Source organism: Dyadobacter sp. CY326 (assembly GCF_021390515.1).
In the GTDB taxonomy this organism is placed as follows: Bacteria; Bacteroidota; Bacteroidia; order Cytophagales; family Spirosomataceae; genus Dyadobacter.
In genome coordinates, this window is record NZ_JAJUXI010000014.1 from 15744 (window position 1) to 41530 (window position 25787).

Annotated in this window: 25 protein-coding genes; 15 read left to right on the forward strand and 10 right to left on the reverse strand. The window is 44.6% G+C overall.

The genetic code is table 11. The features are described from left to right. Entirely contained in the window at positions 1-555 is a 555-nt protein-coding gene (locus LZG73_RS24265; RefSeq protein ID WP_233855289.1) for an NUDIX hydrolase, read from the reverse strand. 38 nt (positions 556-593) lie between these two features. Here LZG73_RS24265 and LZG73_RS24270 point away from each other — a divergent pair, with 38 nt between their 5' ends. After that, positions 594-1604 (forward strand): cation diffusion facilitator family transporter, encoded by a 1011-nt coding sequence (locus LZG73_RS24270; RefSeq protein WP_233855290.1) that lies wholly within the window; start codon positions 594-596, stop codon positions 1602-1604. A gap of 27 nt (positions 1605-1631) precedes the next feature. Next, positions 1632-2555, forward strand: a complete 924-nt coding sequence (locus tag LZG73_RS24275; protein WP_233855291.1) for a sugar phosphate isomerase/epimerase — start codon at positions 1632-1634, stop codon at positions 2553-2555. A 121-nt stretch (positions 2556-2676) separates the two neighbouring features. On the opposite strand, the gene folE is transcribed toward LZG73_RS24275, so the two are convergent. Both folE and LZG73_RS24285 read right to left on the reverse strand, forming a co-directional pair. Further along, positions 2677-3366, reverse strand: a complete 690-nt coding sequence (gene folE, locus LZG73_RS24280) for a GTP cyclohydrolase I FolE (RefSeq protein WP_233855292.1) — start codon at positions 3364-3366, stop codon at positions 2677-2679. After that, the gene (locus LZG73_RS24285) at positions 3326-3742 is read right to left on the reverse strand and encodes a 6-carboxytetrahydropterin synthase (RefSeq protein WP_233855293.1); all 417 of its coding nucleotides are present in this window, start codon (positions 3740-3742) and stop codon (positions 3326-3328) included. Before LZG73_RS24285 ends, folE begins: the two co-directional genes overlap by 41 nt. A gap of 349 nt (positions 3743-4091) precedes the next feature. On the opposite strand from LZG73_RS24285, the gene LZG73_RS24290 reads away from it, so the two are divergent. From LZG73_RS24290 to LZG73_RS24315, 6 genes are all read left to right on the forward strand, one after another. Beyond that, complete coding sequence (locus tag LZG73_RS24290; protein ID WP_409014364.1) at positions 4092-5396, forward strand: Gfo/Idh/MocA family protein; 1305 nt, start codon at positions 4092-4094, stop codon at positions 5394-5396. Positions 5397-5450: 54 nt separating this feature from the next. After that, positions 5451-6674, forward strand: coding sequence for a sugar MFS transporter (locus LZG73_RS24295; protein WP_233855295.1), 1224 nt, complete (start codon positions 5451-5453; stop codon positions 6672-6674). Positions 6675-6677: 3 nt separating this feature from the next. Beyond that, the gene (locus LZG73_RS24300) at positions 6678-7760 is read left to right on the forward strand and encodes a galactokinase family protein (protein WP_233855296.1); all 1083 of its coding nucleotides are present in this window, start codon (positions 6678-6680) and stop codon (positions 7758-7760) included. Positions 7761-7833: 73 nt separating this feature from the next. Further along, positions 7834-9843, forward strand: coding sequence for a (E)-4-hydroxy-3-methylbut-2-enyl-diphosphate synthase (gene ispG, locus LZG73_RS24305; protein ID WP_233855297.1), 2010 nt, complete (start codon positions 7834-7836; stop codon positions 9841-9843). Positions 9844-9878: 35 nt separating this feature from the next. Then, positions 9879-10058 (forward strand): DUF6728 family protein, encoded by a 180-nt coding sequence (locus tag LZG73_RS24310; RefSeq protein WP_233855298.1) that lies wholly within the window; start codon positions 9879-9881, stop codon positions 10056-10058. Further along, positions 10055-10408, forward strand: coding sequence for an MmcQ/YjbR family DNA-binding protein (locus LZG73_RS24315; RefSeq protein WP_233855299.1), 354 nt, complete (start codon positions 10055-10057; stop codon positions 10406-10408). The genes LZG73_RS24310 and LZG73_RS24315 overlap by 4 nt, the downstream gene beginning before the upstream one ends. 2 nt (positions 10409-10410) lie before the next feature. Here LZG73_RS24315 and gldC read toward each other — a convergent pair whose 3' ends face one another. Beyond that, positions 10411-10752 carry a gliding motility protein GldC gene (gene gldC / locus LZG73_RS24320; RefSeq protein ID WP_233855300.1) on the reverse strand — a complete coding sequence of 114 codons (342 nt, stop codon included), beginning with the start codon at positions 10750-10752 and terminating at the stop codon, positions 10411-10413. Between the two features lie 58 nt (positions 10753-10810). Next, on the reverse strand, positions 10811-11536 hold the full coding sequence (locus tag LZG73_RS24325) for a DUF4197 domain-containing protein (protein WP_233855301.1): 726 nt from the start codon (positions 11534-11536) through the stop codon (positions 10811-10813). 105 nt (positions 11537-11641) lie between these two features. Between LZG73_RS24325 and LZG73_RS24330 the strand changes: the two genes are divergently transcribed. From LZG73_RS24330 to LZG73_RS24350, 5 genes are all read left to right on the forward strand, one after another. Then, entirely contained in the window at positions 11642-12913 is a 1272-nt protein-coding gene (locus tag LZG73_RS24330) for a competence/damage-inducible protein A (RefSeq protein WP_233855303.1), read from the forward strand. Between the two features lie 61 nt (positions 12914-12974). Further along, positions 12975-14303, forward strand: coding sequence for a dihydrolipoamide acetyltransferase family protein (locus LZG73_RS24335; RefSeq protein WP_233855305.1), 1329 nt, complete (start codon positions 12975-12977; stop codon positions 14301-14303). Continuing rightward, positions 14303-14836, forward strand: a complete 534-nt coding sequence (locus tag LZG73_RS24340; protein WP_233855307.1) for a 5' nucleotidase, NT5C type — start codon at positions 14303-14305, stop codon at positions 14834-14836. Before LZG73_RS24335 ends, LZG73_RS24340 begins: the two co-directional genes overlap by 1 nt. Continuing rightward, the gene (locus LZG73_RS24345) at positions 14833-15510 is read left to right on the forward strand and encodes a response regulator transcription factor (protein ID WP_233855309.1); all 678 of its coding nucleotides are present in this window, start codon (positions 14833-14835) and stop codon (positions 15508-15510) included. The genes LZG73_RS24340 and LZG73_RS24345 overlap by 4 nt, the downstream gene beginning before the upstream one ends. A gap of 1 nt (position 15511) precedes the next feature. After that, positions 15512-16888, forward strand: coding sequence for a HAMP domain-containing sensor histidine kinase (locus LZG73_RS24350; RefSeq protein WP_233855310.1), 1377 nt, complete (start codon positions 15512-15514; stop codon positions 16886-16888). 231 nt (positions 16889-17119) lie between these two features. Here the strand turns inward: LZG73_RS24350 and LZG73_RS24355 are convergent, their stop codons facing one another. From LZG73_RS24355 to LZG73_RS24365, 3 genes are all read right to left on the reverse strand, one after another. Further along, positions 17120-17866, reverse strand: coding sequence for an acyl-CoA desaturase (locus tag LZG73_RS24355; RefSeq protein WP_233855311.1), 747 nt, complete (start codon positions 17864-17866; stop codon positions 17120-17122). Positions 17867-18018: 152 nt separating this feature from the next. Beyond that, positions 18019-18645: a DUF4159 domain-containing protein gene (locus tag LZG73_RS24360; RefSeq protein ID WP_409014365.1), complete on the reverse strand. Its 627-nt coding sequence runs from the start codon at positions 18643-18645 to the stop codon at positions 18019-18021. Between the two features lie 63 nt (positions 18646-18708). Beyond that, the gene (locus LZG73_RS24365; RefSeq protein WP_233855312.1) at positions 18709-19419 is read right to left on the reverse strand and encodes a 16S rRNA (uracil(1498)-N(3))-methyltransferase; all 711 of its coding nucleotides are present in this window, start codon (positions 19417-19419) and stop codon (positions 18709-18711) included. Between the two features lie 393 nt (positions 19420-19812). Between LZG73_RS24365 and LZG73_RS24370 the strand changes: the two genes are divergently transcribed. Beyond that, a complete protein-coding gene (locus tag LZG73_RS24370) occupies positions 19813-20826 on the forward strand; it encodes a glutamine synthetase beta-grasp domain-containing protein (RefSeq protein ID WP_233855313.1) in 1014 nt (337 codons plus the stop codon). Positions 20827-21012: 186 nt separating this feature from the next. Here the strand turns inward: LZG73_RS24370 and LZG73_RS24375 are convergent, their stop codons facing one another. Further along, positions 21013-21567, reverse strand: coding sequence for a hypothetical protein (locus tag LZG73_RS24375; RefSeq protein WP_233855314.1), 555 nt, complete (start codon positions 21565-21567; stop codon positions 21013-21015). A 40-nt stretch (positions 21568-21607) separates the two neighbouring features. Next, complete coding sequence (locus LZG73_RS24380; RefSeq protein ID WP_233855315.1) at positions 21608-23794, reverse strand: glutamine synthetase III; 2187 nt, start codon at positions 23792-23794, stop codon at positions 21608-21610. 147 nt (positions 23795-23941) lie between these two features. On the opposite strand from LZG73_RS24380, the gene LZG73_RS24385 reads away from it, so the two are divergent. Further along, a complete protein-coding gene (locus LZG73_RS24385; protein ID WP_233855316.1) occupies positions 23942-25774 on the forward strand; it encodes an LTA synthase family protein in 1833 nt (610 codons plus the stop codon). Positions 25775-25787 lie beyond the last annotated feature (13 nt).

Below are 25787 nucleotides of genomic sequence, written 5' to 3' on the forward strand. Positions count from 1 at the left end.
TCAGATTCCCTTCAATCTGGCGGTCATTAAAATCGCGCATACAGACAGCGAATCTGTAATTTCGGAACGCATAACCATGTTAACTGCTTCCTGCAACGAAACTTTACGCACTTGCAGATCTTCCGTATCTTCTGGCTCAGCATTTTGTTGTGTGAGTTCTTCGGCTATAAATAAAAAACCTTCTTCATTCGTTGCAGAATTGGAAGTGTGAATGCGGGCAAGTTTAGTCCATTTATTGGCGATAAGGCCGGTTTCTTCCTTTAATTCGCGTTTGGCAGCATCGAGCGGATCGGCATCCAACGCGCCACCGCCTTCCGGAATTTCCCAGGAATATTCATCAATGGCATAACGATATTGACCGACCAGATAAATGTTTCCGTCTGCATCCAAAGGCACGATGCCAATGGCCTGATTTTTGAATTTCACCAAGCCATAAATGCCCTTATTTCCTGACGGATTGATCACATCGCGGTGACTCACTTCCACCCATGCATTTTCGTAAACAGTTTCGGCTGAAAGCGTTTTCCAATTATTTTCTGTGGTTATAACCCGCATTTTCTTAGTATTTTTGACTCTTGAATTTCAAATCTCCAATGCAAATAAACCAAAATAAGCTTAAACAACGACTCATACTGCTGTCTTTTGTGGCCAGCATCCTGCTGACGGGGTTGAAGTTTTTCGCTTATTATCTCACCTCATCCAATGCAATCCTGAGCGACGCGCTTGAATCCATTATCAATGTCATAGCGAGCGGTTTTGCGTTTTACAGCATCTATCTTTCCGCCCAGCCCAAGGACCGGAACCATCCTTACGGGCATGGCAAAATCGAGTTTTTCTCCGCAGGCTTCGAAGGCGCATTGATCATGATCGCTTCGCTTTTTATCATCATTGAGGCCGTCAACCGGATCATGGAGCCCACGCCGATTCAAAATCTTTTAGAAGGTTCCGGTTTTATTGCATTCACCATTTTCGTAAACACGGCCATTGGTTATAAACTGCTGGTTGAAGGCAAAAAAGCCAATTCCCTGGCGCTTGTGGCCGATGGCAGGCACTTGATGACGGACAGCATCAGCAGTCTTGTGCTCATTTTCAGCGTCGGCCTTATTCTGCTCACAGGTTACGTTTGGATTGACAGCGTTGCATCTTTGCTTTTCGGTATATTCCTCGCTTACAATGGTTTCCTGCTTGTAAGGAAGTCCGTTGCAGGATTAATGGACGCGGTCGACGATGCAGTGCTGGACAAAGTGGTGCAGACATTGAAGCAAAACAAAAAGGATGATTGGATTGATGTTCATAATCTCCGCGTGCAGCAATACGGCTCTGATTTGCACATTGACTGCCACTTGACGCTGCCTTACTATTGGGAATTGCAAAAAGTGCACGAGACAATTCACAATTTTGAAAATATCCTTAAAGAAAGCCATACGGGCGAAACGGAAATATTCGTTCATGCTGACCCGTGCCTTTATCAATGTTGCTATTTTTGTCGGATTGCGGATTGTCCCGTTCGCCAGCATGCATTCATCAAGGATATTGAATGGGATGCGACAAGTTTGGTGAAAAATGAGAAACTTTACAACGAAGCACGAATTCACATTCCTTAATAAACATATATCTAAATTCTAACCACAATGTACTTTTCTCGTCGCGATTTCCTCAAAAAAGCTGGCGCAACTGCATTTGCTGCAACTGCTTTTTCTGATCTCTTAATGGCAGAACCCGCCAAAAAACTTTGGTTTGACATTTCCCTGGCAGAATGGTCGCTGCACAAAGCACTTTTCAAAAAAGAACTGACCAACCTGGACTTCCCTGCATTGGCCAAAAATGAATTCGGCATCTCTATTGTTGAATATGTAAATCAATTTTTCAAAGACAAAGCTGAGGACAAAACGTATCTCAATGATTTGATCAAAAGACAAAAGGACAATGGCGTTACCGCGCACCTGATCATGATCGACGGTGAAGGCGGACTAGGAGAATTGGACGCAGCAGTGCGTAACAAAGCCGTTGAAAACCACTACAAATGGGTTGAAGCGGCAAAATATTTGGGTTGCAAAACCATTCGGGTTAATGCATTCGGCAAAGGAAGTTTTGAAGAAATCGCAAAATCTGCGGTTGAAGGATTAGGGAAATTGGGAGAATTCGCTGCGAAAACCGGCATTAATGTCATCGTAGAAAACCACGGCGGATCATCCTCCAATGGCCAATGGTTGTCAGGCGTCATGAAGCAGGTTAACCTGAAAAATGTAGGAACACTTCCAGACTTCGGCAACTTCTGCATCACCAGAAAAGACGGCGGCTGCGCAGAATCTTACGACAGATATCAGGGAACAAAAGAATTGATGCCTTTCGCAAAAGGCGTAAGTGCGAAAACTTATGACTTCGATGAAAAAGGAAACTGCATTGAAACGGATTACACAAAAATCCTAAAAATTGTAAAAGACGCAGGCTTCAAAGGCATTGCCGGAATCGAATACGAAGGAAGCAAATTGTCTGAATTCGAAGGCATTAAGGCAACAAAAGCGTTGTTAGAGCGCTTGGGGCCAACGGTTTGACCCCCAACCCCCTGGGAGGGGGCTTCTTGGCAGATATGAAAAGAGGACTTGGCTATGAGCCAAGTCCTCTTTTCATACGCCAGAAACAAAAGCCCCCTACCAGGGGGTTTGGGGGCAAAGCTCACATCCCCAAATAACTCAAAAACTCCTTCTTGGTAACCTCTTCCAGAAACTTACCGCCGTAAAATGCAGTCACGGTTGAACTGCCTGAATCGCGGATTCCTCTGGATTGCACGCACATGTGCTGGGCATCGATCACGACTGCCACGTCTTCGGTTTGTAAAGCCTCTTTCAACTCATTGGCGATCTGAACGGTCAGCCTTTCCTGAACCTGGGGGCGTTTTGAGAAATATTCTACAATGCGGTTTAATTTAGACAAACCAATCACCTTCCCGCTAGAAATATACGCAACGTGCGCTTTGCCGTAAATGGGCACAAAATGGTGTTCGCAGTTGGAGAACACGGAAATGTCTTTCTCGACCAGCATCTGGTCGTATTTGTATTTATTTTCAAAAAGCGTAATCGCTGGCTTGTTCTTGGGATCAAGGCCGCTAAAAACCTCTGTAATGTACATTTTCGCGACACGCTTGGGTGTGCCTTTGAGGCTGTCATCGGTCAAATCCAGACCCATGATTTCCATAATGTGACGGAAATGCTTTTCAATCAACTCAATTTTAAGATCGTCGTCCATTGCGAAAGCATCTGCACGCATAGGCGTTTCGATCGAAGAAAATACATGATCGTTTCCAATTTCCTCAACCTCAACCATTTCAGTCGACTGGATATTCGACAAAGTTCCGTTCTGTTTCATATAATCTGACTTTCAGGTCAAGCCCTGAATCAATTTTAGGTCTCAATATTGAATAAATAACGATCGCGATATTTTCCGCGGAGGGATTTAGGGAAAGGAATTCCGGCACATCCAGATTCAGGTTTTTATGATCAAAACGATCCAGCACAAATTCCTTTAAAACAGAACTTAACACCTTCATATCCAACACATAACCAGTTTCCGGATCGACTTCACCCGTCACCTGCACAATCAGTTCGTAATTGTGCCCGTGAAAGTTGGGATTGTTGCACTTGCCGAAGATGGTTTCATTTTTTTCCGCCGACCACTCCGGATTGTGCAGACGATGCGCCGCATTAAAATGTTCCTTTCGGAACACCGCCACTTTTTGAGCCATATTTTAAATTTCTAATTAAAACTTTTGCTTTAAATGTCGTTACAAAGTATGTGCCCAACACACTTAAAGCCTTCGAGCCAGGACGCAATGCTCGACTGAAGTTGCCTGTTTGGGGTTAACGCTTTCAAAATCCAATTTGTTCAATCTTCTCAATTTTCATCTACACGTTTCTGGAATACTGTGTTTTTTAGTTAATAAAAAAAATTATAAAATATGGTTATTGCGTGTAAATTGCGATCTTGAAAAGCCTAGTGCCTCACGACTGTCCTAATCCTTATTTAACATTTAATTGCCGCGCTTCATGAACAGACGCGATTTTATTCAGAAAGCAGCGATGGCCGGACCCGCGATGGGAATCGTGCCCACATTGTATTCGGGAGAAGAAAGAGTTGCCGACAAAGTGCGGCTTGGTTTCATCGGCGTCGGACTTCGCGGTCGCAGTCATTTGGAGCAGGCGCTGTTCAGGCAGGATGTTGAAGTGAATGCAATTTGTGACATTGATCCTGCGGCCATAAACGCATCTCTCGACAAAATCAAGAAAGCAGGCAGAAAAGCGCCCGCTGTTTATGGCAAAGGGGATGAGGATTTTCTGAATCTGGTTAAACGCGACGATCTGGACGGCATATTGATTGCCACGCCCTGGCAATGGCACGTTCCCATGACGTTGGCTGCAATGCGTGCTGGCAAATATGCGGCGGTTGAAGTCTCAGCAACGGTGACATTGCAGGAATCCTGGGATCTGGTGGACACATTTGAAAAAACCGGGTCACATTGCATGATTCTGGAAAACGTGTGTTACCGCAGGGATGTGATGGCGATTTTAAGAATGGTGCGCGAAGGCATGTTCGGTGAAATGACTTACGCACATTGCGGTTACCAGCACGATTTGCGCGCAATTAAGCTGAATAATGGCAAAAGCGACGGAGGAGTCGGCGTTGAGTTTGGTGAAAAGGGTTATTCCGAAGCAAAATGGCGCACCCAGCATTCAGTGGACCGAAATGGTGACATTTATCCAACCCACGGACTGGGCCCGGTTGCACATTGGCTGGACATTAACCGCGGAAATGCATTTTCCTATCTAACTTCAACATCCACGAAATCAAGAGGTTTACACAAATACATCGTCGATCACGGCAGCAAAGACCACCCGAATGCGAAGGTAAATTTCAAGTTGGGTGACATTGTAACAACTGTAATTCAATGTCATAATGGTGAAAACATCGTTTTAATCCATGATACAAATTCTCCCCGCCCCTACTCGCTCGCATTCCGTGCACAGGGAACGAACGGGATCTGGATGAACGACGGCGACAGCATTTATATAGAAGGCGTTTCGCCGAAGGAACACACCGCAGAGCCTGACAAGGCATATTTACAAAAGTATGACCATCCCCTTTGGAAAAAGCAAGCCAAGGAAGCGGAAAGCGCAGGACATGGCGGCATCGATTATTTTGTGTTGAGAGGTTTTATTGAATCAATTAAAAGAAAAACCGCACCGCCCATTGACGTGTACGACGCCGCCACATGGAGCGCGATCAGCCCGTTATCCGAGCAATCCATTGCAAAGGGCAGCGCACCCATTGAAATTCCGGATTTCACAAGAGGAAAATGGAAAACCAACAAGCGCATATTCGGTCGCAATGACGAATATTAACATTCAAAAACATTTTTAACCTATAATAACCCTGACCAATTAATTTCAACCTAAATGGATAACAAAAAAAGCTACCTAGGCCCTCTCTTTATTATCGGCGTACTATTTTTCGTGATGGGGTTCATTACATGGGTGAACGGGACGCTGATAACCTTTTTCAAAAAAGCATTTTCCCTTGATAACACCAGTTCTTACCTGGTAACATTCGCCTTTTTCATTTCCTACACGATCATGGCGATCCCCTGTTCTTATGTTGTCAAAAAGACAGGTTTTAAAAACGGAATGTCACTGGCTTTGCTTGTCATGGCCGCCGGAACATTGATATTCATTCCTGCCGCTGAAATGGCTTCCTATCCCGTGTTCTTGGTTGGATTATTCACAATCGGAATCGGATTGACGGTTTTGCAAACGGCTTCAAATCCTTATGCAACATTGCTTGGGCCGCGCGAAAGTGCTGCGCAGCGCATCAGCATCATGGGCATCGCGAACAAGGGAGCCGGGATTATCAGCCAGATCATCATTGGGAAATTATTGCTTGCGGGCGCGACATCTTCCATGGATCCAAAGGAAGAGCTCGATAAAGTGGTTGTCCCTTACCTGATCCTGACCGGCGTTTTGGTTGTGCTCGCCATCATCATCCGTCTTTCAAAAGGCTTGGTTGAAGTAAGCGAAGATGAAGACGAACCGTCTGCAATCAATTCAGTTACAGTTCAAAAAACTTCTGTTTTTCAATATCCGAATCTTGTTTTAGGTGTGCTGGCATTGTTTTGCTATGTAGGCGTGGAAGTGATCGCAGCCGACACAATCATCAATTACGGCGTGTCTTTGGGTATTCCGGAGGATGAGGCAAGGGTTTTTGGCGCTTACACATTGGGCGGAATGATGTTTGGTTACGTGCTCGGCATCGTGCTGATTCCAAAATTTGTTTCACAACAGGCCTACATGATCTTCTCTGCCGTGCTTGGCGTTGCCGTAACTGTTGCCGCAATTCTGACGACCGGCTTCACGTCGGTTATGTGCATTGCAGTTTTAGGTTTTGCCAATGCGGTGATCTGGCCGGCATTGTGGCCGTTGGCACTTAGCGGTCTGGGTAGATTTACAAAGATCGCATCCGCATTATTAGTAATGGGGATTTCCGGAGGCGCTGTTTTGCCATTGATTTATGGAGGCATTGCGGATTCCATCGGAAGCACACAACAGGCCTACTGGATCCTGGTTCCATTGTATTTATTTATCCTTTATTTCGGCCTCGTTGGTCATAAAAAGAAAAGCTGGTAGTTCATGAAGATCTCGACCCCGGGCCGTATTTGTTTTTTTGGTGAACATCAGGATTATCTTGGATTACCTGTCATTGCAGCAGCCATTTCACGCAGGATCAGCATTGACGGCGGCTTCCGCAATGATGACAAGATCGTCCTTCACCTGCCCGATTTGGGTCAGAAGGAAGAATTTTCTTTAAATGACACATTTCCATATGTTGTGCAGCGGGATTATTTCCGCAGCACAATCAATGTTTTGAAGCGAAAAGGTTTAATGTTTTCAAAAGGTTTTGAATGCGTCATCCACGGAAACATTCCCATTAATTCGGGCACTTCCAGTTCATCCGCGCTCATTGTTTCCTGGGCTCATTTTTTGGATAAAATGAGCGATAATCCGGTCGGGTTTTCGCAAAAAGAACTGGGTGAGACCGCTAATGCGGCCGAAGTGCTGGAATTTGGCGAGCCCGGCGGCATGATGGACCATTATTCGACGGCAATTGGCAATGTGATTTACCTGGAATCCACTCCGGCCATTCATGTGGAGGCGCTTACGCCAACATTGGGGACATTCGTGCTCGGCGATTCTTTGGAAGCAAAAGACACATTGGGAATTCTGGCGCGCTGCCGTTACGGAATGGAAGATGTGATTAGAAAAGTAACTGCTTTTGATCCTGGCTTCTCCATTTTTACAACGCCTTACGAACAATTTGAAGATTACAAAAATCTACTGACAGCAGACGAACTTAGCTTGTTAAAAGCCAATCTGGAAGATCGTGACATTCTTATTGAAGGTAAAGCATTGTTAACGCAGAGCATCAATAGTCCTGTTAATGAGGCGCTTGACAAGCATTTTGGCAACCTGCTTTATAAACATTACAAAAATCTCCGCGATCACAAAAGAACTTCAACACCCAAAATCGAACGCATGATGAATGCCGCATTGTCGGCAGGTGCATTGGGCGGGAAAATCAATGGCTCAGGCGGTGGCGGCTGCATGTTTGTATACGCGCCGACGAGGGCGGAAGAAGTCGCAAAAGCCATTGAAAAAGAAGGAGGCAAAAGCTATATCATCACCGTAGACTCAGGCACAAGGATCGAAAACTGATCCGCGAAAATGCACGAATGTAATTCCGATTCTGTTTTACTTTTAAGACCTTTGCCAAATTAATGACGACTCCATGGCAGTAATAACAGCTTCTGAAAAAACAACAAACCTTTACTGTCCTTCTCTGACAGCATACGAAAGACGCAAAACCATCACAATCAATATCGGAGATCTCCCCATGGGCTCTGACTACCCGATTCGCGTTCAGTCGATGACGACGGTGGATACGATGGATACACAAGGCTCTATTGATGAGGTGATTAGAATGGTGGATTCGGGATGTGAGTATGTTCGCATCACCGCGCCGAGTGTCAAGGAAGCCCAAAATCTTGAAAATATCAGAAACGGTTTGCGAAAGCTCGGAATCAATGTTCCACTGATTGCAGACATACATTTTACGCCTAACGCAGCAGAATTAGCCGCTAGGATTGTCGAAAAAGTCCGGATTAATCCTGGAAATTATGCCGATCGCAAGCGCTTTGAAGTGATTGATTATACAGATGCTTCTTATGCCGCCGAACTGGAACGGATTCGTGAAAAATTCATCCCGTTGGTGCGCATATGCAAGGAATATGGCACTGCCATGCGTATTGGAACCAACCACGGCTCGCTTTCGGACCGGATTTTAAGCCGTTATGGCGACACGCCCCTCGGGATGGTCGAATCTGCATTGGAGTTTCTCCGAATTTGCGAGGAATTTAATTATTTCAACATTGCCCTCTCGATGAAATCCAGCAACACGCAGGTGATGGTAGAAGCCTATCGCTTGCTCGTGCAGCGTCTCGATGAAGGAGGATTGAAACCCTATCCGCTGCATTTGGGCGTAACGGAAGCAGGCGAAGCGGAAGACGGCAGAATTAAATCGGCGGTCGGGATCGGCACATTGCTGGAAGACGGTCTGGGTGACACAGTGCGGGTTTCGCTGACAGAAGCGCCTGAGAAAGAAGCACCTGTGGCACGCGCGCTAATCCAGCGCTATACGAATCGCGTGCCGCACAACCACATTGAACCGGTTGAGATTTGTCCCATTAATCCCTTTCAATACACAAAACGCGACACGAATGAGGTCTATAACATTGGCCATTTGAATGTGCCCCGGGTCATCGCCGATTATTCCAGCATTGAAGTCACACAACTGGACGATTTGAAAAGCATCGGTCATTTTTTCCTTCCCGTGCCGGACAAATGGGCCATGAATGACCAGGGAGCTGATTTTATTTATTCAGGGAAAAAAGCGATTCCATTCATGCTGCCCAATGGATTAAGGGAGATTTTGGATTATGAACAATGGCTAACAAATCGCAACCGCGTCAACAAGTTTCCGGTTCTGAGCGTATCGCACTGGATATCGACTGAAAAAAGTGAAGTCTCCAGCATATTGAATTTCATAAAAGGCACCATTCACGAGCTGGATGATGCATTTTTAGCAAGCATTCGCAACGAAAGCAACATTGTGCTTTTATTGCATACAGACAACAGCCACGCGATGCCCGAGATGCGGCGGTTCTTCTACAAGTTGGTCGAGAAAGGCATTAAGCTGCCGGTAATCATTGAGAGCACCTACGGGTCTGGTCTTGGTGATGCGCTAACATTGTATTCGGCAACGGATATTGGCGGATTATTGATTGATGGCTTCGGCGACGGCATACTTTTAAAACCAGCGTTTCCGGAAGCAGCAAGTGCGGCAGAAAAAATAAAGTCGGCGGCCGCGTTCAACAGCATTGGTTTCGGGATTTTGCAGGCGGCGAGAACGAGAATGTCGAAAACGGAATATATTTCCTGTCCTTCGTGCGGGAGAACACTTTTTGACTTGCAGGAAACCACCGCAATGATCCGCAAACACACCGAACATTTAAAAGGCGTGAAAATCGGCATTATGGGCTGCATTGTGAACGGCCCTGGCGAGATGGCGGATGCGGATTATGGATATGTGGGCATGGGGAAAGATAAAATTGCTTTGTATCGTGGTCAGGAAGTTATAAAAAGGTCAGTCACTGCTGCAAAAGCTGTCGACGAGCTGATTGAATTGATTCGTGAAGATGGCCGGTGGATAGAGCCGGAGGAAAGAGAGATTTTGGTGTAGCAGGGTTGAATGCAGGGAAAAAATAATCAAAGGTTATGAAAAGATATTTTCAATTGGGTGAAGTGTTCAATTACTTTATCCGGGTTTTTAAAAAGAGGGACCCCAATGCTCCCAATTCATTTAATTTGCGCATGATGCATGGAATCAACCGCATTTCCATCGTCATGTTCCTTATTTGTCTAATCGTAATGATCGTAAGAGCACTGACAAGATGAACCTCGAATCGCTGCGTGAATATTGCTTGAAATTACCCGGTGTAACAGAAGAACTTCCATTTGGACCGGATACACTGGTGTTTAAAGTTAAAGGAAAAGTTTTTTTGCTAACACCAATGGACACGGCCTCGCATCAATTCAATGCGAAATGCGATCCCGGAAAGGCAGAAGAGTTAAGAGAAAAATATCCGGACGTAAAGCCCGGATATCATATGAATAAGAAGCATTGGAACACGGTTCACGTAACGGGAAGCATTCCAAGTGAAACCTTGTTTGGCTGGGTAAAAGACTCTTACGATTTGATTGTGAAGAGCTTACCTAAAAAAGATCAGGCAGAGTTGGAAAAATAAGGCTATTTCGCCGCCTTCATTTCCTCGTCCAATTTTTTACTTAGCGTTTCGCAAACGCCTTCGATGGCGTCTGCCATTACACTGTCATTTGTTGCAGTAAGCAGCGTGTCGGCAATGCCGCTCATAAGCTCAATGTAGAAGCGTTTCATTTCAAAAACCTCCATATCCTTTGTCCAAAGGTCAATTTTCAATGTGCCTCTGTGATAATGATCCCACACGCCAATTGCAATCGCGCGGGTGTCATTAATGCCTTCATTGGGATTGTCAGTGGCATTCCAAAAGATCTTCTCAGGTATGTTCTTGTCGTCTAATTCAACGGTAAAATGTATTTCCGATTTTTTCATAAAGGTGTTAATATTTAGACAAAAGTAACCATTTGAAGAAACTTATAGTTCTAAAAGATCACTTACCTGCCTGGCTAAACACTTTTTTCAAAAGGTCGGTTACACGTGCACCCGGATCTTCGCGAATCTTCTTTTCTTCCTGCGCAATCAGCACATAAAGTCCGTCAATGGTTTTCTGCGTTGCGTATCCTTTCAAATCCGGATTCACCTTTTTGACCAACGGAATTTTGTTATAGGTGTCCACGATCTCTTTATAGTAATCTGTCGCTTTGTTCAAATTCAATGTAGAGTCCACCACGGGGAAGAATGTTTTATACAGCTCATCATTCGTCGACTTTTTCAAATATTGCGTGGCAGCGTCATCCTGGCCTTTCAAAATTCCAAGGGCATCAGGGACGGTCATGGAAGTGATGGCTTTGAAAAAAATCGGCTTTGATTTCTTCGCAGCGTCTTCCGCGGCGCGGTTTAGGGAAAGCGTAAATTTATCAACCTGGTCTCCCAATCCCATCTTCCGCAATGTCTCAGCGACTTTCTGTGCTTCCGGCGGCACAGCAATTTTGATCAATTCATTTTTGAAGAAACCATCTACTTTCGAAGCCTCCGAAGAACCATTGCTTACGCCAACATTCAATGCTTCTTTCAACCCGGAAACAATTTCATTCTCACCCAAACTGCCCGACTTTCCACTCACCTTATCAAGCACTTTTCCTAAATTAAACTGCGCCTGAGAACGGCTGCTAAACAATATTGAAAATAATATTATTGCTAAGATTTTGTGATTCATTGTGATTGTATTTGTTAAATTCTGACTATGCTTAAACGTACTCAATAACGATTAATTTTACTTATTTTTGGGAAATTAACGGTCTCATTCAACCAATTCAACACTATGGTTCCCATTATTCGGGCTGAAATTTTAACGATCGGTGATGAAATTCTTTTTGGACAAATTACGGATACAAATACGCAATGGATTGGCTCACAACTCACTGATATTGGCATCCGGCCTGTTCGCAAGACTTCCGTTGGTGACAACAAACAAGATATACTCGACGCCTTTGCCGCAGCAGCTCAGCGGGTTGACGTTGTGATCGTTACGGGCGGCCTCGGGCCCACGCGAGATGACATTACAAAGCATACTTTCTGCGAATATTTTAACACCGAGCTGGAAATCAATCAGGATGCGCTGGCCTTGGTTACGAGCTTTTTTGAGAAACGCGGCCGTGCAATGACTGAGCTGAACATCCAGCAAGCTGCTTTGCCAAAAAATTGTACCTACATTCCAAACTTGTGGGGAACCGCCCCGGGGATGTGGTTTGAAAAAGACAATGTGGTTTACGTTTCACTGCCGGGTGTTCCGTATGAAATGAAGAGCCTGATGGAGTTTGAAATTCTCCCCAGATTGAAGGAGAAATTTGTAACGACAACCATTAAACATAAATCAGTTAGAACAATTGGCATTGGCGAATCCTTTCTGGCTGAGACGATTGCGCCTTGGGAAGATGTCCTGCCCGAACACATCAAGCTCGCTTATCTGCCCCATTTCGGACAGGTTAAGCTGCGTTTGACAGGGACAGGATCAGATCTGGAATTACTTGACAAGCAACTGGAAGAACAAGTTGCACTTTTAATGCCATACATTGAGGATTTCGTTTTTGGATACGACAATGATGAACTCGAAACCGTAATCGGGTCGTTGTTAATGCAGCACGGCGCGACAGTGGGCACCGCAGAAAGTTGCACGGGTGGCTTTGTGGCCAATCAAATTACAAACATTCCCGGCGCCTCGCGTTATTTTGAAGGATCGGTTGTGAGTTACAGCAATGATGTCAAAATGAATGTGTTAGGTGTTTCAAAAGTAACATTGGACGCACACGGAGCGGTGAGTGAACAAACTGCACGCGAAATGGCGGAGGGAGCGAGAAAAGTCTTGAACACGACATTCGCAATTTCAACGACCGGCATTGCGGGTCCAGATGGAGGCACGCCGGAAAAACCGGTTGGAACTGTCTGGATCGCTTGCGCTACGCAGGAGGAGACTTTCACACAATTGCTTACCTTACGCAACAACCGCAAAATCAATATCGAGCTTACTTCCTCCTATGCATTGAATTTGTTGCGAAAGACAATTTTGAAGACAAATCTTGCTGTAAAGGGCTGATCGTGAGCATAAATTAGAGACATGGCATGCTTATTATTGCCGCCGACGAAAGATACCAGTTATGAAAATAGTTGAAATGGTAATGCCTCCCATGGGGGAAAGTATAATGGAATGCACCGTGCTTCACCTGCTCGCAAAGGCCGGTGACAAGGTTTCAATCGACGATTCGATATTAGAAGTGGCAACGGATAAGGTGGACACGGAAGTGCCTTGCCCGTTTTCTGGCGTGCTCGCGGAATGGCTTGTTAAGGAGAGCGAAGTGGTGCCCATCGGCAGCCCTGTTGCGCGCATTGAAGTTGAAGATAATGTAAATGCTGAGGCAGTCCAGCCAAATAACCCGCCGGCCAACGGTCAGCCCGACATTAAGATAAATAATGTTCCGGAAGCGATTGACGTTGAAGCGACAGCCGCGCTTTTGGAAAAAGATTACGAGGAAGCGCTTTCAAAAAAAGCAGAACCCGTCTTGGAATATGCTGCAAACAGCCCGGAGAGTAACATTTTTTATTCTCCGCTGGTTTTGAGCATCGCCCGTCAGGAGCATATCTCTCCAACTGAACTTGCCACGATTCCCGGGACCGGCGCAGAGAACAGGGTCACTAAAAACGACATTTTTTCATTCCTTGATAACCGGAACAAGCAAGTTGAGCCCGCTTTGCCTGTTGCCACATCATTGAATGGCAGCAACGAGATCATTGAAATGGACCGCATGCGCAAAATGATCTCTCAGCGCATGATCGAGTCAAGGAGAATTTCAGCGCACGTGACGTCATTCATTGAAACCGACATGACGCCAGTGGTGCAATGGCGGGAACATACGAAGGCGGAATATCGCAAGAAAACGGGCGACAGCATCACATTTACGCCCATATTGATCGAAGCAGTGGTGAAGGCGATCAAGGATTATCCTATGATCAACATTTCGGTTGACGGCGATAAGATTATCAAAAAGAAGGACATTAATATTGGAATGGCAGTGGCATTGCCCGATGGAAATTTAATTGTGCCAGTCATTCACCGCGCCGATCAATATGACTTGCCGGGTCTGGCCAGAAAAGTGAATGACCTTGCCAAAAGGGCTCGTGAAAACAAGCTTAAAGCGGATGATCTTGCAGGCGGCACTTACACAGTTTCTAACATTGGTGCATTTGCTAACCTCATGGGAACGCCAATCATCGTCCAGCCGCAGGTCGCGATCATGGCTTTCGGCGCAATTAAAAAGAAGCCAGCCGTGATAGAAACGCCTCAGGGTGACCTGCTTGGCATTCGGAGCTTAATGTTCATCTCGCATTCTTACGATCACCGCGTGGTGGATGGTTCGCTGGGTGGACTTTTTCTGAAACGCGTGAATGACTATCTTGAAAATTTCGACACGCACAGAACCATACTCTAATGCTCAGACTCACTTTGGACATGGACGATGTCATGGCGGACACGCATAGGAAACTCGTCAACGTTGTCCTCAATGATTTTGCAACAACATACACCGAGAAAGACCTCTATGCCAAAGGGTTAAGAGAACTTTTGCATCCTAAACAGCTCAATAAACTCCATAAGATCATCGACACGCCAGGTTTTTTTGCAGACATTGAAGTGATGCCCGGCGCGGTGGAAACGGTTCATAAGTTATCGGGTTTTTATGAGATTTTTGTGGCAACCGCATGCATGGAATTTCCATCTTCGTTTAATGACAAGTTCGCCTGGTTAAAGAGGCATTTTCCTTTCATTCCCTGGACCAATGTGGTTTTTTGTGGTTATAAAAGCATCATTCAATCTGATTATCTCATTGATGATCAGGTGCGCAATCTTGTCGCGTTCAAAGGGAATGGCGTGCTTTTTTCTGCTCCGCATAATTTGAAAAACAATACATTCAAACGTGTTTCCGATTGGAAGGATGTTTCTGAACTTTTCCTTCCCATCGCATGAAATTGTTACTCATTGAAGACGAGCCGAAGACTTTGCAGTCGATTAAGCAAGGATTGGAGGAAAATGGATACGAAGTGGACATCGCTTACGATGGTCTAATAGGAAGGCAACTGGCGAAAAACAACAATTATCAGCTCATAATCAGCGACATCATCATTCCCGGAATCAACGGCATTGAACTGTGCCGCGAGATCAGAACTTGGGGCGATGAAACACCGATATTAATGTTAACAGCGTTAGGAACGACCGATGATAAGGTTACAGGCCTGGACGCAGGGGCAGATGATTACCTAGTCAAACCATTCGAATTCAAGGAGTTACTAGCGCGAGTTCGCGCATTAACGAAGCGCGGCACGACGGTTTCCCACACTGCGCAGATTTTAAAGTTTGCAGACCTGGAAGTTTCTCTGGATGCCAAAACCGTTCACCGCTCAGGCAACAAAATCAATTTAACGGCGCGCGAATTTAATTTGCTTGTTTACTTGATCCGGAATCAGGGACGGGTTATTTCCAAGGTCGAGATCGCTGAGCAGGTTTGGGATATCGGATTCGATACGGGCACCAATGTAATTGAAGTTTATGTCAATTATCTTCGAAAAAAAATTGATAAGGACTATCCGGTTAAGCTCATCCACACCCAGTTTGGCATGGGTTATGTGCTTAAAATAGAATAACATGCAAATCCGCACCAGACTCACGGTTCAGTTTTCCTTGCTGGTTAGCGGTATCCTTCTGATCACTTTTCTGGCGATCTATTATTTCTCTTACAACAATGTTAACGAGGATTTCTATGACCGCCTGAGGTCGAAAGCGAAGTCTCAGGCAGAGTTGCTCCTGGAAGTTCCGCAGGTGAATACGGAGGTTTTGAAAGCATTGGATGAGACAAACCGGGATTTGATTTATGATGAGAACACATTCATTTTTGACGAGAAAAACCGGCTCATTTACAGCAATCCCGCAAGTCCGCAATCAAAATCGATTCACGTTTCCAATTATTGGTTAGATGAAATCCGCAAAGCCGGACAGATCCGCTACACTGACGGCGACTACAAGGTTGTAGGACTTTATTACAAATATCCGTTTAATAGAGCTGTCGTTTTGCTTGGCGCGAAAGACCTGTATGGGCAGGCCAATCTTTCAAATTTAAGCACATTGCTTACTGTGCTGTTCTTTATCGTGACCATCATTGTCGCGCTCGTGGGATGGGTTTTCTCAAAACGTGCATTGCGGCCCATTTCAAAGGTTATGAATGCTGTGGAGGGAATTTTACCTCAAAAATTGGACACAAGGCTTGATGTTCCCAATCAAAAGGACGAAATAGGCCGGTTAACGACTACGTTCAATAATCTGCTTGATCGCATTGAAACGGCATTTCAAATGCAGAAGATCTTTGTTGCTAATGTTTCGCATGAGCTTAAAAATCCGTTGACCAAAATTCGCTCGCAACTGGAAGTCAGCATGCTGAAAGAACGCAGCTCGCAAGATTATCAAGTTACGATCAAATCCGTTTTGGAAGACATTCAGGAGCTGGCGCAACTTTCCAACACATTATTGGAACTTGCCAAAGTAAGTGAGGATCAGCGCGATCTGCTTACAGAGCTCATTCGCGTGGATGACTTGCTGCTGGATTGCAGGCTTAATCTTGCACAGGCCAATCCTGCTTACAACATTCAACTCAATTTCGAAGAACTACCGGAAGACGACACCTGGCTCGAATTGATTGGAAACTCAACTTTGCTCAAAACCGCATTCCTCAACCTGATGGACAATGCGTGCAAGTTTTCGGAAAATAACACGGTGAATGTTGGCTTGAAAACGGCGAAAAGGAAGTTAACACTTAGCTTTTCAGACAATGGAAAAGGCATTCCAAAAGAAGATCAAAGTCTTGTGTTTCAACCCTTTTACCGCAGCGATAACACGGCAAACATCAAGGGATACGGAATCGGCCTGTCTCTTGTCGAGCGCATTGTGAAGCTTCATAATGGTTCTGTCAACATTCACTCCAATGAGCCGAAGGGGACGACATTCATCGTAAATTTTTTGAAGCTCTAAGCAAATTCTAACTTTTAATTAACGCCATTTTAAGTATTGCCTGATTTATTTGTATTGTCTTAATAAGGACATGCCGGTGAAACGGCATTCAAAAAGAGATTTCATTTTTTGTGGTGTTAATAAGCAAACTTGGCAGGTGTTTCTCACACCTGCCAAAGTTTTTTGTGGCCTGCACTAAAAAGCCCTTTGATCTTTTCAGACCAAAGGGCTTTTCAATATCATTTGTATATTCTAATTTTTCTTTCTTATCTCGATAATCTTCATCTTGTTGAGCATCTTGATCACCGGGTAGGTTGGATCAACTTCATACCATCTTGACCCGAAATTGATTGAATTTGGTTTCTTGTGGTGATTGTTTTGGAACAATTCCCCCATCATCAGAAAGTCGAAAATCAATGAATTTTTCGACTTGTCGTCGTTGTCAAAATTCTGATAACCGTATTTATGACCGCTCCAATTGACGATTGCGCCGTGAATCGGGCCCATTAAGAAATGTATTGGCAAGAGGAAGAAGAACGCCCAGTGCATGTCTAAATAAATGTAAGCGAGAATGTAAAAAGCTGTGTACAATAGAGCCCAGCCGGAACGTGAAAGCCACGAATCTCCGAGTTTTTCAATAAACCGCCATTCCGGATAATTCCGCTCGAATTGCGATTCGATAGCGCGTTTGCGGCTCAACACAGCATTGTAAATATTCTTCGTTTCCCACATCATCGTAAAAACGTTTTTTGTATGATGCGGCGAGTGCGGATCGCGTTCTGTGTCGCTGAAAGCGTGGTGCATGCGGTGTAAAATCGCGTATGCTCTTGGGCTTAAGTAGGAAGAACCTTGTGAAAGATATGTCAGTAAGTAGAAGAACCGTTCCCATGGCTTGCTCATTATGAACATTTTATGAGCAGAATAGCGGTGCAGGAAAAACGTTTGACAAAACAGTGATAAATACCAATGTAGAACAAAAACGGCAAGAACTATATACATGGAGCAATTAGAAATTTTAAGATATTAAACTTTGCACAAAAGTAAGGCTAAGCGTCAAGAAAACCGAAAATCGGAAGAATAATTTGGAATATATTTATACATCATATTTACGATTTTCCTAGGCATCCCGATTCCCGAGCTCAACATTAATTTTACAGGATCATAAAAGCATAGCTGAGTAAATTGGCGCCCATTTGCAGTGCTTTCCTGCGCATTTCCTCGGGATCATTGTAAACCGTTTGATCTTCCCAGCCATTTCCAAGGTCCGTTTCGTAACTATAATAGCAAACCAGTCGCCCCTGCCAGATCAACCCGAAGCCCTGCGGCTGCTTGCCGTCATGCTCATGCACTTTCGGAAGGCCTTCGGTAAAAACATACTTTATGCGATAAACCTGGTGATCATAAGGGAGTTCTACAAAGGAAAGCTCTGGAAAAACTTTCTTCATCTCCCTTCGGATAAACTGATCCAGACCATAATTATCATCGATGTGCAAAAATCCGCCGGACAAAAGATAATTCCGTAAATTCTGGGCTTCGGCATCGGTGAACACCACGTTACCATGGCCCGTCATGTGTACAAATGGATACGCAAATATGTCTGGGCTCCCCACTTCCACCACATCCTCGACTGGATTGATGTTCATTTTCAACTCTGCATTGCAAAACTTAATCAGATTGGGCAGGGAAGTTTTGTTCGCATACCAATCGCCTCCGCCGCCATATTTTAGTTTAGCAATTTTAAGCGACGACTGCGCAAAAGACGCATTGCCGATCGCCATCAACACAAATAACCAAACCAGCTTTTCCAAAAACCCATCAGTCCTCTTCATTCCTCGGTGCGTTTATAAAATATTTTGTGCCAAATTTATTGCATGACAACCGGCCACTGCTGCTGTTTCTGTCCTTAACCGCGTCGGGCCGAGAGAGACGGTTGCAAAACCAAGCTCTTGCGCGAGCAAAACTTCACGCTCGCTGAAATCGCCTTCGGGTCCTATTAATAAAGTTGTGCCTACATCCTTTTTTACCCTACTGAAAACGTGCTCGACCTTGTTATGTTCTGGAACATAGGCAATTAATTTTACAGAATCCCCCACTCCTTTCACATATTGTTCGAATTTATTTCCGATCGTAATCATCGGTAAATAATATTGCTGCGACTGCTTCATGGCAGCTGCTGCAATGCGGTTGAGCCGCGTGAGATTTACGACGCGGTTTATCGTGTCGGCATTCGTATGTTCAGTGATGATGAAATCGATGCGCTCCACGCCTATCTCGGTCATTTTTTCAACCATCCACTCATTGCGCTCGGCCTTGCGCGTGGGCGCGATTGCGAGGTTTACAGCAAACGGCCGCCGTTCAATCGTTTTTGATTCCACAACCTCGTAAGCAGTCTTTTTTCCCTGAATATTCAAAACGCATTTTTGAAGAATGCCTTTGCCATTGGTAACATATATAATGTCTCCCGAATTTAAGCGTAAAACCTTTGAGCTGTGCCGGGCTTCTTCCTCATCCAATTCATAGACATTGGCGTTCGGCTGATAAAATAAATGCATGCGTTAAAAAATTTCAATAAGATAAAAAAACAGTCGTCATTTTCAAAATAGGCTTGAAATTAGTGACCTGTTTGTAATTAAACGCCATGTTTTCCTTATATTATTCTGCACCGCTCAAAACACGCATTTTTTGCATTTTGACAATAATTCTTACCACACAGCCCTTCAAACGAACGTATTTTTACAGGTTTTACAAAATATTTCGTAGCGAGCATTAATTTACAAATCTGGCTCATTTATCGGAATAGTGCATTTTTTACTGACAATACTACCACAAACACAATAATATTCTGCGTAAGGTTAATATTTCTTAGGTTTTATTTTTTGGAAATACATTTTTGCATTAATATTGTGCCGTTATAATTATTCGTCACCACTTTATCTAGTACTATTATGTCAAAATCCAAGCTGGAATATATTTGGTTGGATGGCTACAAGCCGACCCAAAGTTTACGCAGCAAAACCAAAATTGAAAACGATTTTAGTGGAAAACTGGAAGATTGCGCAATGTGGTCGTTTGATGGTTCATCCACTGAGCAGGCTCCGGGCGGTTCTTCTGACTGCTTGCTGAAACCTGTTTATATTATTCCGGATCCGCAGCGTAAAAACGGCTTCCTAGTAATGTGCGAAGTGTTGAATTCTGACGGAACTCCTCACGAATCTAATGGTCGTGCTTTGATCGAAGATGGCGACAATGACTTCTGGTTCGGATTTGAACAAGAATATTTCCTTTGGGATAACGAAACTAACAAGCCGCTTGGATTCCCTGCAAATGGTTATCCAGCACCACAAGGCCCATATTACTGCTCAGTAGGCGCAAGCAATGCATACGGAAGAGACATCGTTGAAGAACACCTTGATGCTTGTCTTGAAGCTGGTTTGAATGTTGAAGGGATCAATGCAGAAGTTGCTGCCGGTCAGTGGGAATTCCAGATTTTTGCAAAAGGAGCACAAGAAGCAGGTGACCAAATCTGGCTTGGACGTTATCTTTTGGAAAGAATTGGCGAGAAATACGGTGTTTCTATCAACTGGCATCCAAAACCACTCGGAACACTTGACTGGAACGGAAGCGGAATGCACGCTAACTTCTCAAACTCAACTTTGAGAACAGCAGGCAGCAAAGAAACTTTCGACAAGATTTGTGAATCTTTCCGTCCGGTTGTTAAAGAACACATTGAAGTTTACGGCGCTGATAATCACCTGCGTTTGACTGGAAAGCACGAAACTGCTTCTATCCACGATTTCAGCTACGGCGTTTCTGACCGCGGTGCGTCGATTCGTATACCGGTTACAGTTCCCGCAAAAGGATGGAATGGTTACCTGGAAGATCGTCGTCCAAACTCGGCTGCTGATCCTTATAAAGTTGCAGCCCGTATTATCAAGACTGTTAAATCTGCTGTTATCTGATATCCGCAGAATGTACTATAAAATGCAAAAAACCGCCTTTCGGCGGTTTTTTGCATTAAAGCGTGTTAAAGTTCCCGAGGGATGCGACGTGCATGTTATTGCATCCCTCCGGAAATTAAAATGTTCCATTGTTTTCATTGCTACCAATGTTGCGCCCCTCCGGGACTTCACTGGGCAACCAAATTGTCAATCCTGCTCTTCGCTTCCGGAAAATGAATAAAGTGTTGGATCAAGCTGGATGCGACCGGCGTTGAAGCGGAGGATGAAATCGTTGATAATCTTATCGTTAATCTCTGTCTTGTTCAAGCCAACTTCCAAACCAACGCCGTAGTCAAACTCGTCATCTGTTTCAATGTGCTCCCGAACGGTGATCTCTTCATTTTCTTCGATTTCCTCGATGAATTCGGTCAGAAGCAACTCTGCTTCCTCATCCTTTTCCTCGTCAGCAACATAATTTTCCGGGCGTTCGTCAAGAGAAATGTAGTCCGGCATTTCCTTTTTAAGCCTTTCCAAAGCAGCATCGTAAACCAATGTCGAATGATGAAGTCTCAATGTGTAAATCAGCGCGTCGTAAATGCATTCCTTCTCCTTGTAGAAACCCACAAACTGCACATGCGCATGCTCATTGTTCTCCTCATCATCCTCTTCCAACTCGTCGTCAACGTGTATAAAGCTTGATCGCTCCGCCTTACATTCTTGTTTCAGTGTCGCAATCTCTTCTGGATCAAATCCCGGATTCATAGTTTTGATAGTTTGTTAAATAAAGCGCTCGCTTCTAAAATTATTCCAAAAATAACATTTCACGGTATTTTGCCAAAGGCCAGTCTTCGTCGTCAATCAATAATTCGAGTTTATCAACGTGATAACGGATCTCTTCAAAAAACCCTTTTACTTCCGAGCCATACATTTTAGCCCTCTCAAACAGATCCTCAATGTTATTGGCGGTTTTCCGCTGCTCCGTCATTTCATGAACGAGTTTTTTGATCACCACAATATGGGAAGAAATATCTTTAATGATCTCCTTAATAGGCTCTGCTTCTTCAAGCATTTCCAAATCCGTCAACGCTCTTGCCGTTTGTGCCAGTTTAAATTGATATTTTACAACGGTGGAAACAATGTGATTCAATGCCAAATCTCCAATCACACGCGACTCGATCTGCAATTTTTTCACATAATTTTCGAGCTCAATTTCATAACGAGCATGCAATTCGCGTGACGTAAGCACGCCCATCCGCTCGAATGCGCTGATTGTGCGATCGGTTGTGTAGGCAAACAAGGCGTCGTAAGTTTCGCGAATGTTACTAAGTCCGCGCTTTTTTGCCTCTTCCACCCACTCATCCGAATAACCGTTTCCTTCAAAAAGAATGTTTTTTGACTCTGTAAAATAGCGTTTCAAAATTTCCACCGTCGCCACCTTTTTTTCTTCGCCGGCGGCCAGTCGTTCGTCCATTTCCTTTTTAAATTCTAATAACTGATTTGCCACAATGGTGTTCAAAACGATCATTGGCGAAGCGCTGTTTTGCGAACTTCCTACGGCGCGATATTCAAATTTGTTTCCTGTAAAACAGAACGGCGACGTGCGGTTGCGGTCCGTGTTGTCACGTTGCAGATTGGGAATGCGGGTTATGCCGAGTTTGTAATAGAAGTTTTCACCTTTTTCCAATGTGATCTCACCTTTATTAACCAATTCTTCAAGCATATTGGTCAGCTCATTTCCCAGAAAAACGGACACAATGGACGGAGGCGCCTCATTTGCTCCCAGCCGATGCTCGTTTCCGGCAGAGGAAATGGAGGCGCGCAGAAGGTCCGCGTGATCGTGAACAGCTTTTACAACATTCATCAAAAACGTCAGAAAGCGCAGGTTTTCCTTGGGTTTGGAAGTCGGAGCGAGGAGGTTAATGCCTGTGTCCGTAGAAAGCGACCAGTTGTTATGCTTTCCGCTTCCATTGATTCCTGCAAATGGTTTTTCGTGAAAAAGAACCTGGAAATTATGCCGATCTCCCACTTTTTGCATCAAATCCATCAGCAATGCATTGTGGTCAATGGCCAGATTCACTTCCTCAAATGTCGGCGCACATTCATATTGTCCGGGTGCAACCTCGTTATGCCGTGTTCGAACGGGAATGCCCAGCTTCAATGCTTCAAATTCAAAATCGACCATGAATGCATTTACGCGCGGTGAAATTGATCCGAAATAATGATCGTCAAGTTGTTGGCCTCGCGCCGGACTGTGTCCAAAAACCGTTCTGCCCGCCATAAGCAAGTCAGGACGAGCATAATAAAGAGCTTTATCAACTAAAAAATATTCCTGTTCAATGCCTAAGGTGGGCGTCACTTTATCGACATCGCGATTGAAAAACTGGCAAACAGACGTCGCCGCCTTGTCCAGCATAACCAAAGATTTCAACAATGGAGCCTTGTAATCCAATGCTTCGCCGGTGTAGGAAATGAAAACAGACGGAATGCAAAGTGTCTTCCCTCCCGCCCCATTATCCATCAAAAAAGCCGGTGAGCTTGGGTCCCAGCCCGTGTAACCGCGCGCTTCAAATGTGGCTCGCAGGCCTCCGCTTGGGAATGATGAAGCGTCCGGTTCTTGTTGCACCAATGCACTTCCTTTAAATTTTTCAACGGCTTTCCCGTCAATGGTCAGGTCAAAAAATGAATCGTGCTTTTCCGCGGTTGTGCCTGTTAACGGCTGAAACCAGTGCGTATAATGCGTCGCGCCTTTCGAAATTGCCCACGATTTCATTGCCGCCGAAACCTCGTCAGCGACTTCCCGGTCAATCGTCGAACCTGATCGAATGGCGTTGGAAATCTTCGTATATGCCTCAGCGGAAAGCAATGTTTTCATCACATCTTCGCTGAATGTATTGCTGCCATATAAGTCGGCTACTTTTTCTGATGGAGGAGTAAGTGAGGGAGCAACCCGGCCTTGAGCAATCTCAAAAGCTTTGGAACGAAATGTCATTTTATAATCGGATTTATATTAATTCTCCCCAAAATTATTTATTTAAAGGTACGAACAACAATTCTGCGAGACATTTTCATTTTTTGACTCCTTTCAATACGGCGGTTGGTGCATTTTTCGGAACTTTGTAAATTCACCAAGACATCAATGCGTAAAAGATTAGAATTCATTGCCCTCTATGGAATCAGCTGGGTTGTTCTTTTCCAGTTTTTCCGGATTATATTTCTTGCTTATCATTACAAAAAAACGCTCGAATTGCCGCCAGCGCTTTGGGTAAAAAGCGCAATGCACGGATTGCAAATGGACATTTCCTTTGCGGCATACACTCTCTTGATCCCCGGTTTACTGATGGTGTTCACGGCCAGGAAATGGGCCTGGTATGGAAGAACGCTTGCCATATTTAGCACTGTCATTGCCTTTGTGATCACGTTATTGGTCGTAACCGATCTGGAACTGTTCAAGGCGTGGGGATTTCGGATTGACGGCACTTCTTTGCATTATCTGGCAACGCCCACCGAAGCGTTTGCGTCCATGGGCGCCGCTCCCGTTGTTCCGCTGCTGCTACTTTTCGCCTGCCTGTTTTTCCTGGTTTTGAAGTTGCTGCAAACGATCGTGAAGCGCAGCACGGCTGCATTTGATAAGACAAGTTTCATTTACACAATCCCGGTTTTTCTGATCCTAACTGCCAGCTTGATCATTCCCATCCGCGGTGGATTGCAGCTTGCGCCTATGAACGAGAGTGCCGTGTTTTTTAGTGACAAGAGTTTTGCCAATTACGCCGCAGTCAATGTGCCGTGGAATTACATGAGCTCCCTGCTGAATGCGACCTATTCAAAGAAAAACCCGTTTCTGTATTTTGACGAAAAAGAAGCGGATCGGATGACGCATTCGCTTTACAAGTCTGATTCAACATCAACCCTGATTGTAAAATCGGGCAAAATAAATGTGGTTGTAATCATTTGGGAAAGCTTTACATCGAAAGTTGTGGGAGGTTTGAATGGTGTCAAAAATGTAACGCCACAATTTGATCAGCTTGCAAGAGAGGGAATGCTCTTTACGAATGTGTACGCCAGCGGCAACCGCAGCGACAAAGGAATGGTCGCAATATTGAGCGGCTATCCGGCGCAGCCGACGCATTCCATTATTAAAATTCCAAAAAAGACCATGACGCTGCCATCGTTGCCAAAGGTTTTCAGGCAAAACGGCTGGCATACAACCTTTTATTATGGCGGTGAAACAGAGTTTGCCAACATGAAATCCTATTTCCTGCAACAGGATTTCGATCAGATTATTGATAAAAATGATTTTGATAAAAAAAATATGAATTCGAAATGGGGCGCGCATGATCACATTGTTTTGAACCGTCTTCTGACTGATCTGGACAACCAAAGGCAGCCGTTTTTCTCAACATTATTTACATTAAGCAGCCACGAGCCATTCGAAGTGCCAGTGAAAACCGAAATTCCCGGCTCTGACGCTGAACATTTATTTTTGAATGCGCATCATTATACAGATGCGTCAATTGGTGAATTCATCAGAAAAGCAAAACTGAAACCCTGGTGGGATAACACGCTGGTTATCATCATTGCAGACCATGGACATCCGTTGCCCGAGACCGATAAAAGTAAACCTGCTGAGTTCAAAATTCCCATGCTATGGCTAGGCGGCGCGTTGGAAAAGCAGGCCTCGAAAGTTGATTCCCTGTCATCGCAAACCGATCTCGCGGCAACATTATTGAACCAGTTGCACCTTCCTTCTGGTTCATTTACTTGGAGCAATGATGTTTTTGGCAAAAACAGGACTCCATTCGCCTATTTCGCATTTAATAATGGCTTGGGCTGGATGAAGCCAGCCGGATATTTGGTAAGGGATAACATTGGCGGGAACATTATCGAGAGAAAAGGGAATCCCGGTCCGGACGAAGAGAAATTTGGCAAGGCATATTTACAGTCTTCTTTCAGCGATTATTTAAAGCGTTGATAATAAAGATGTA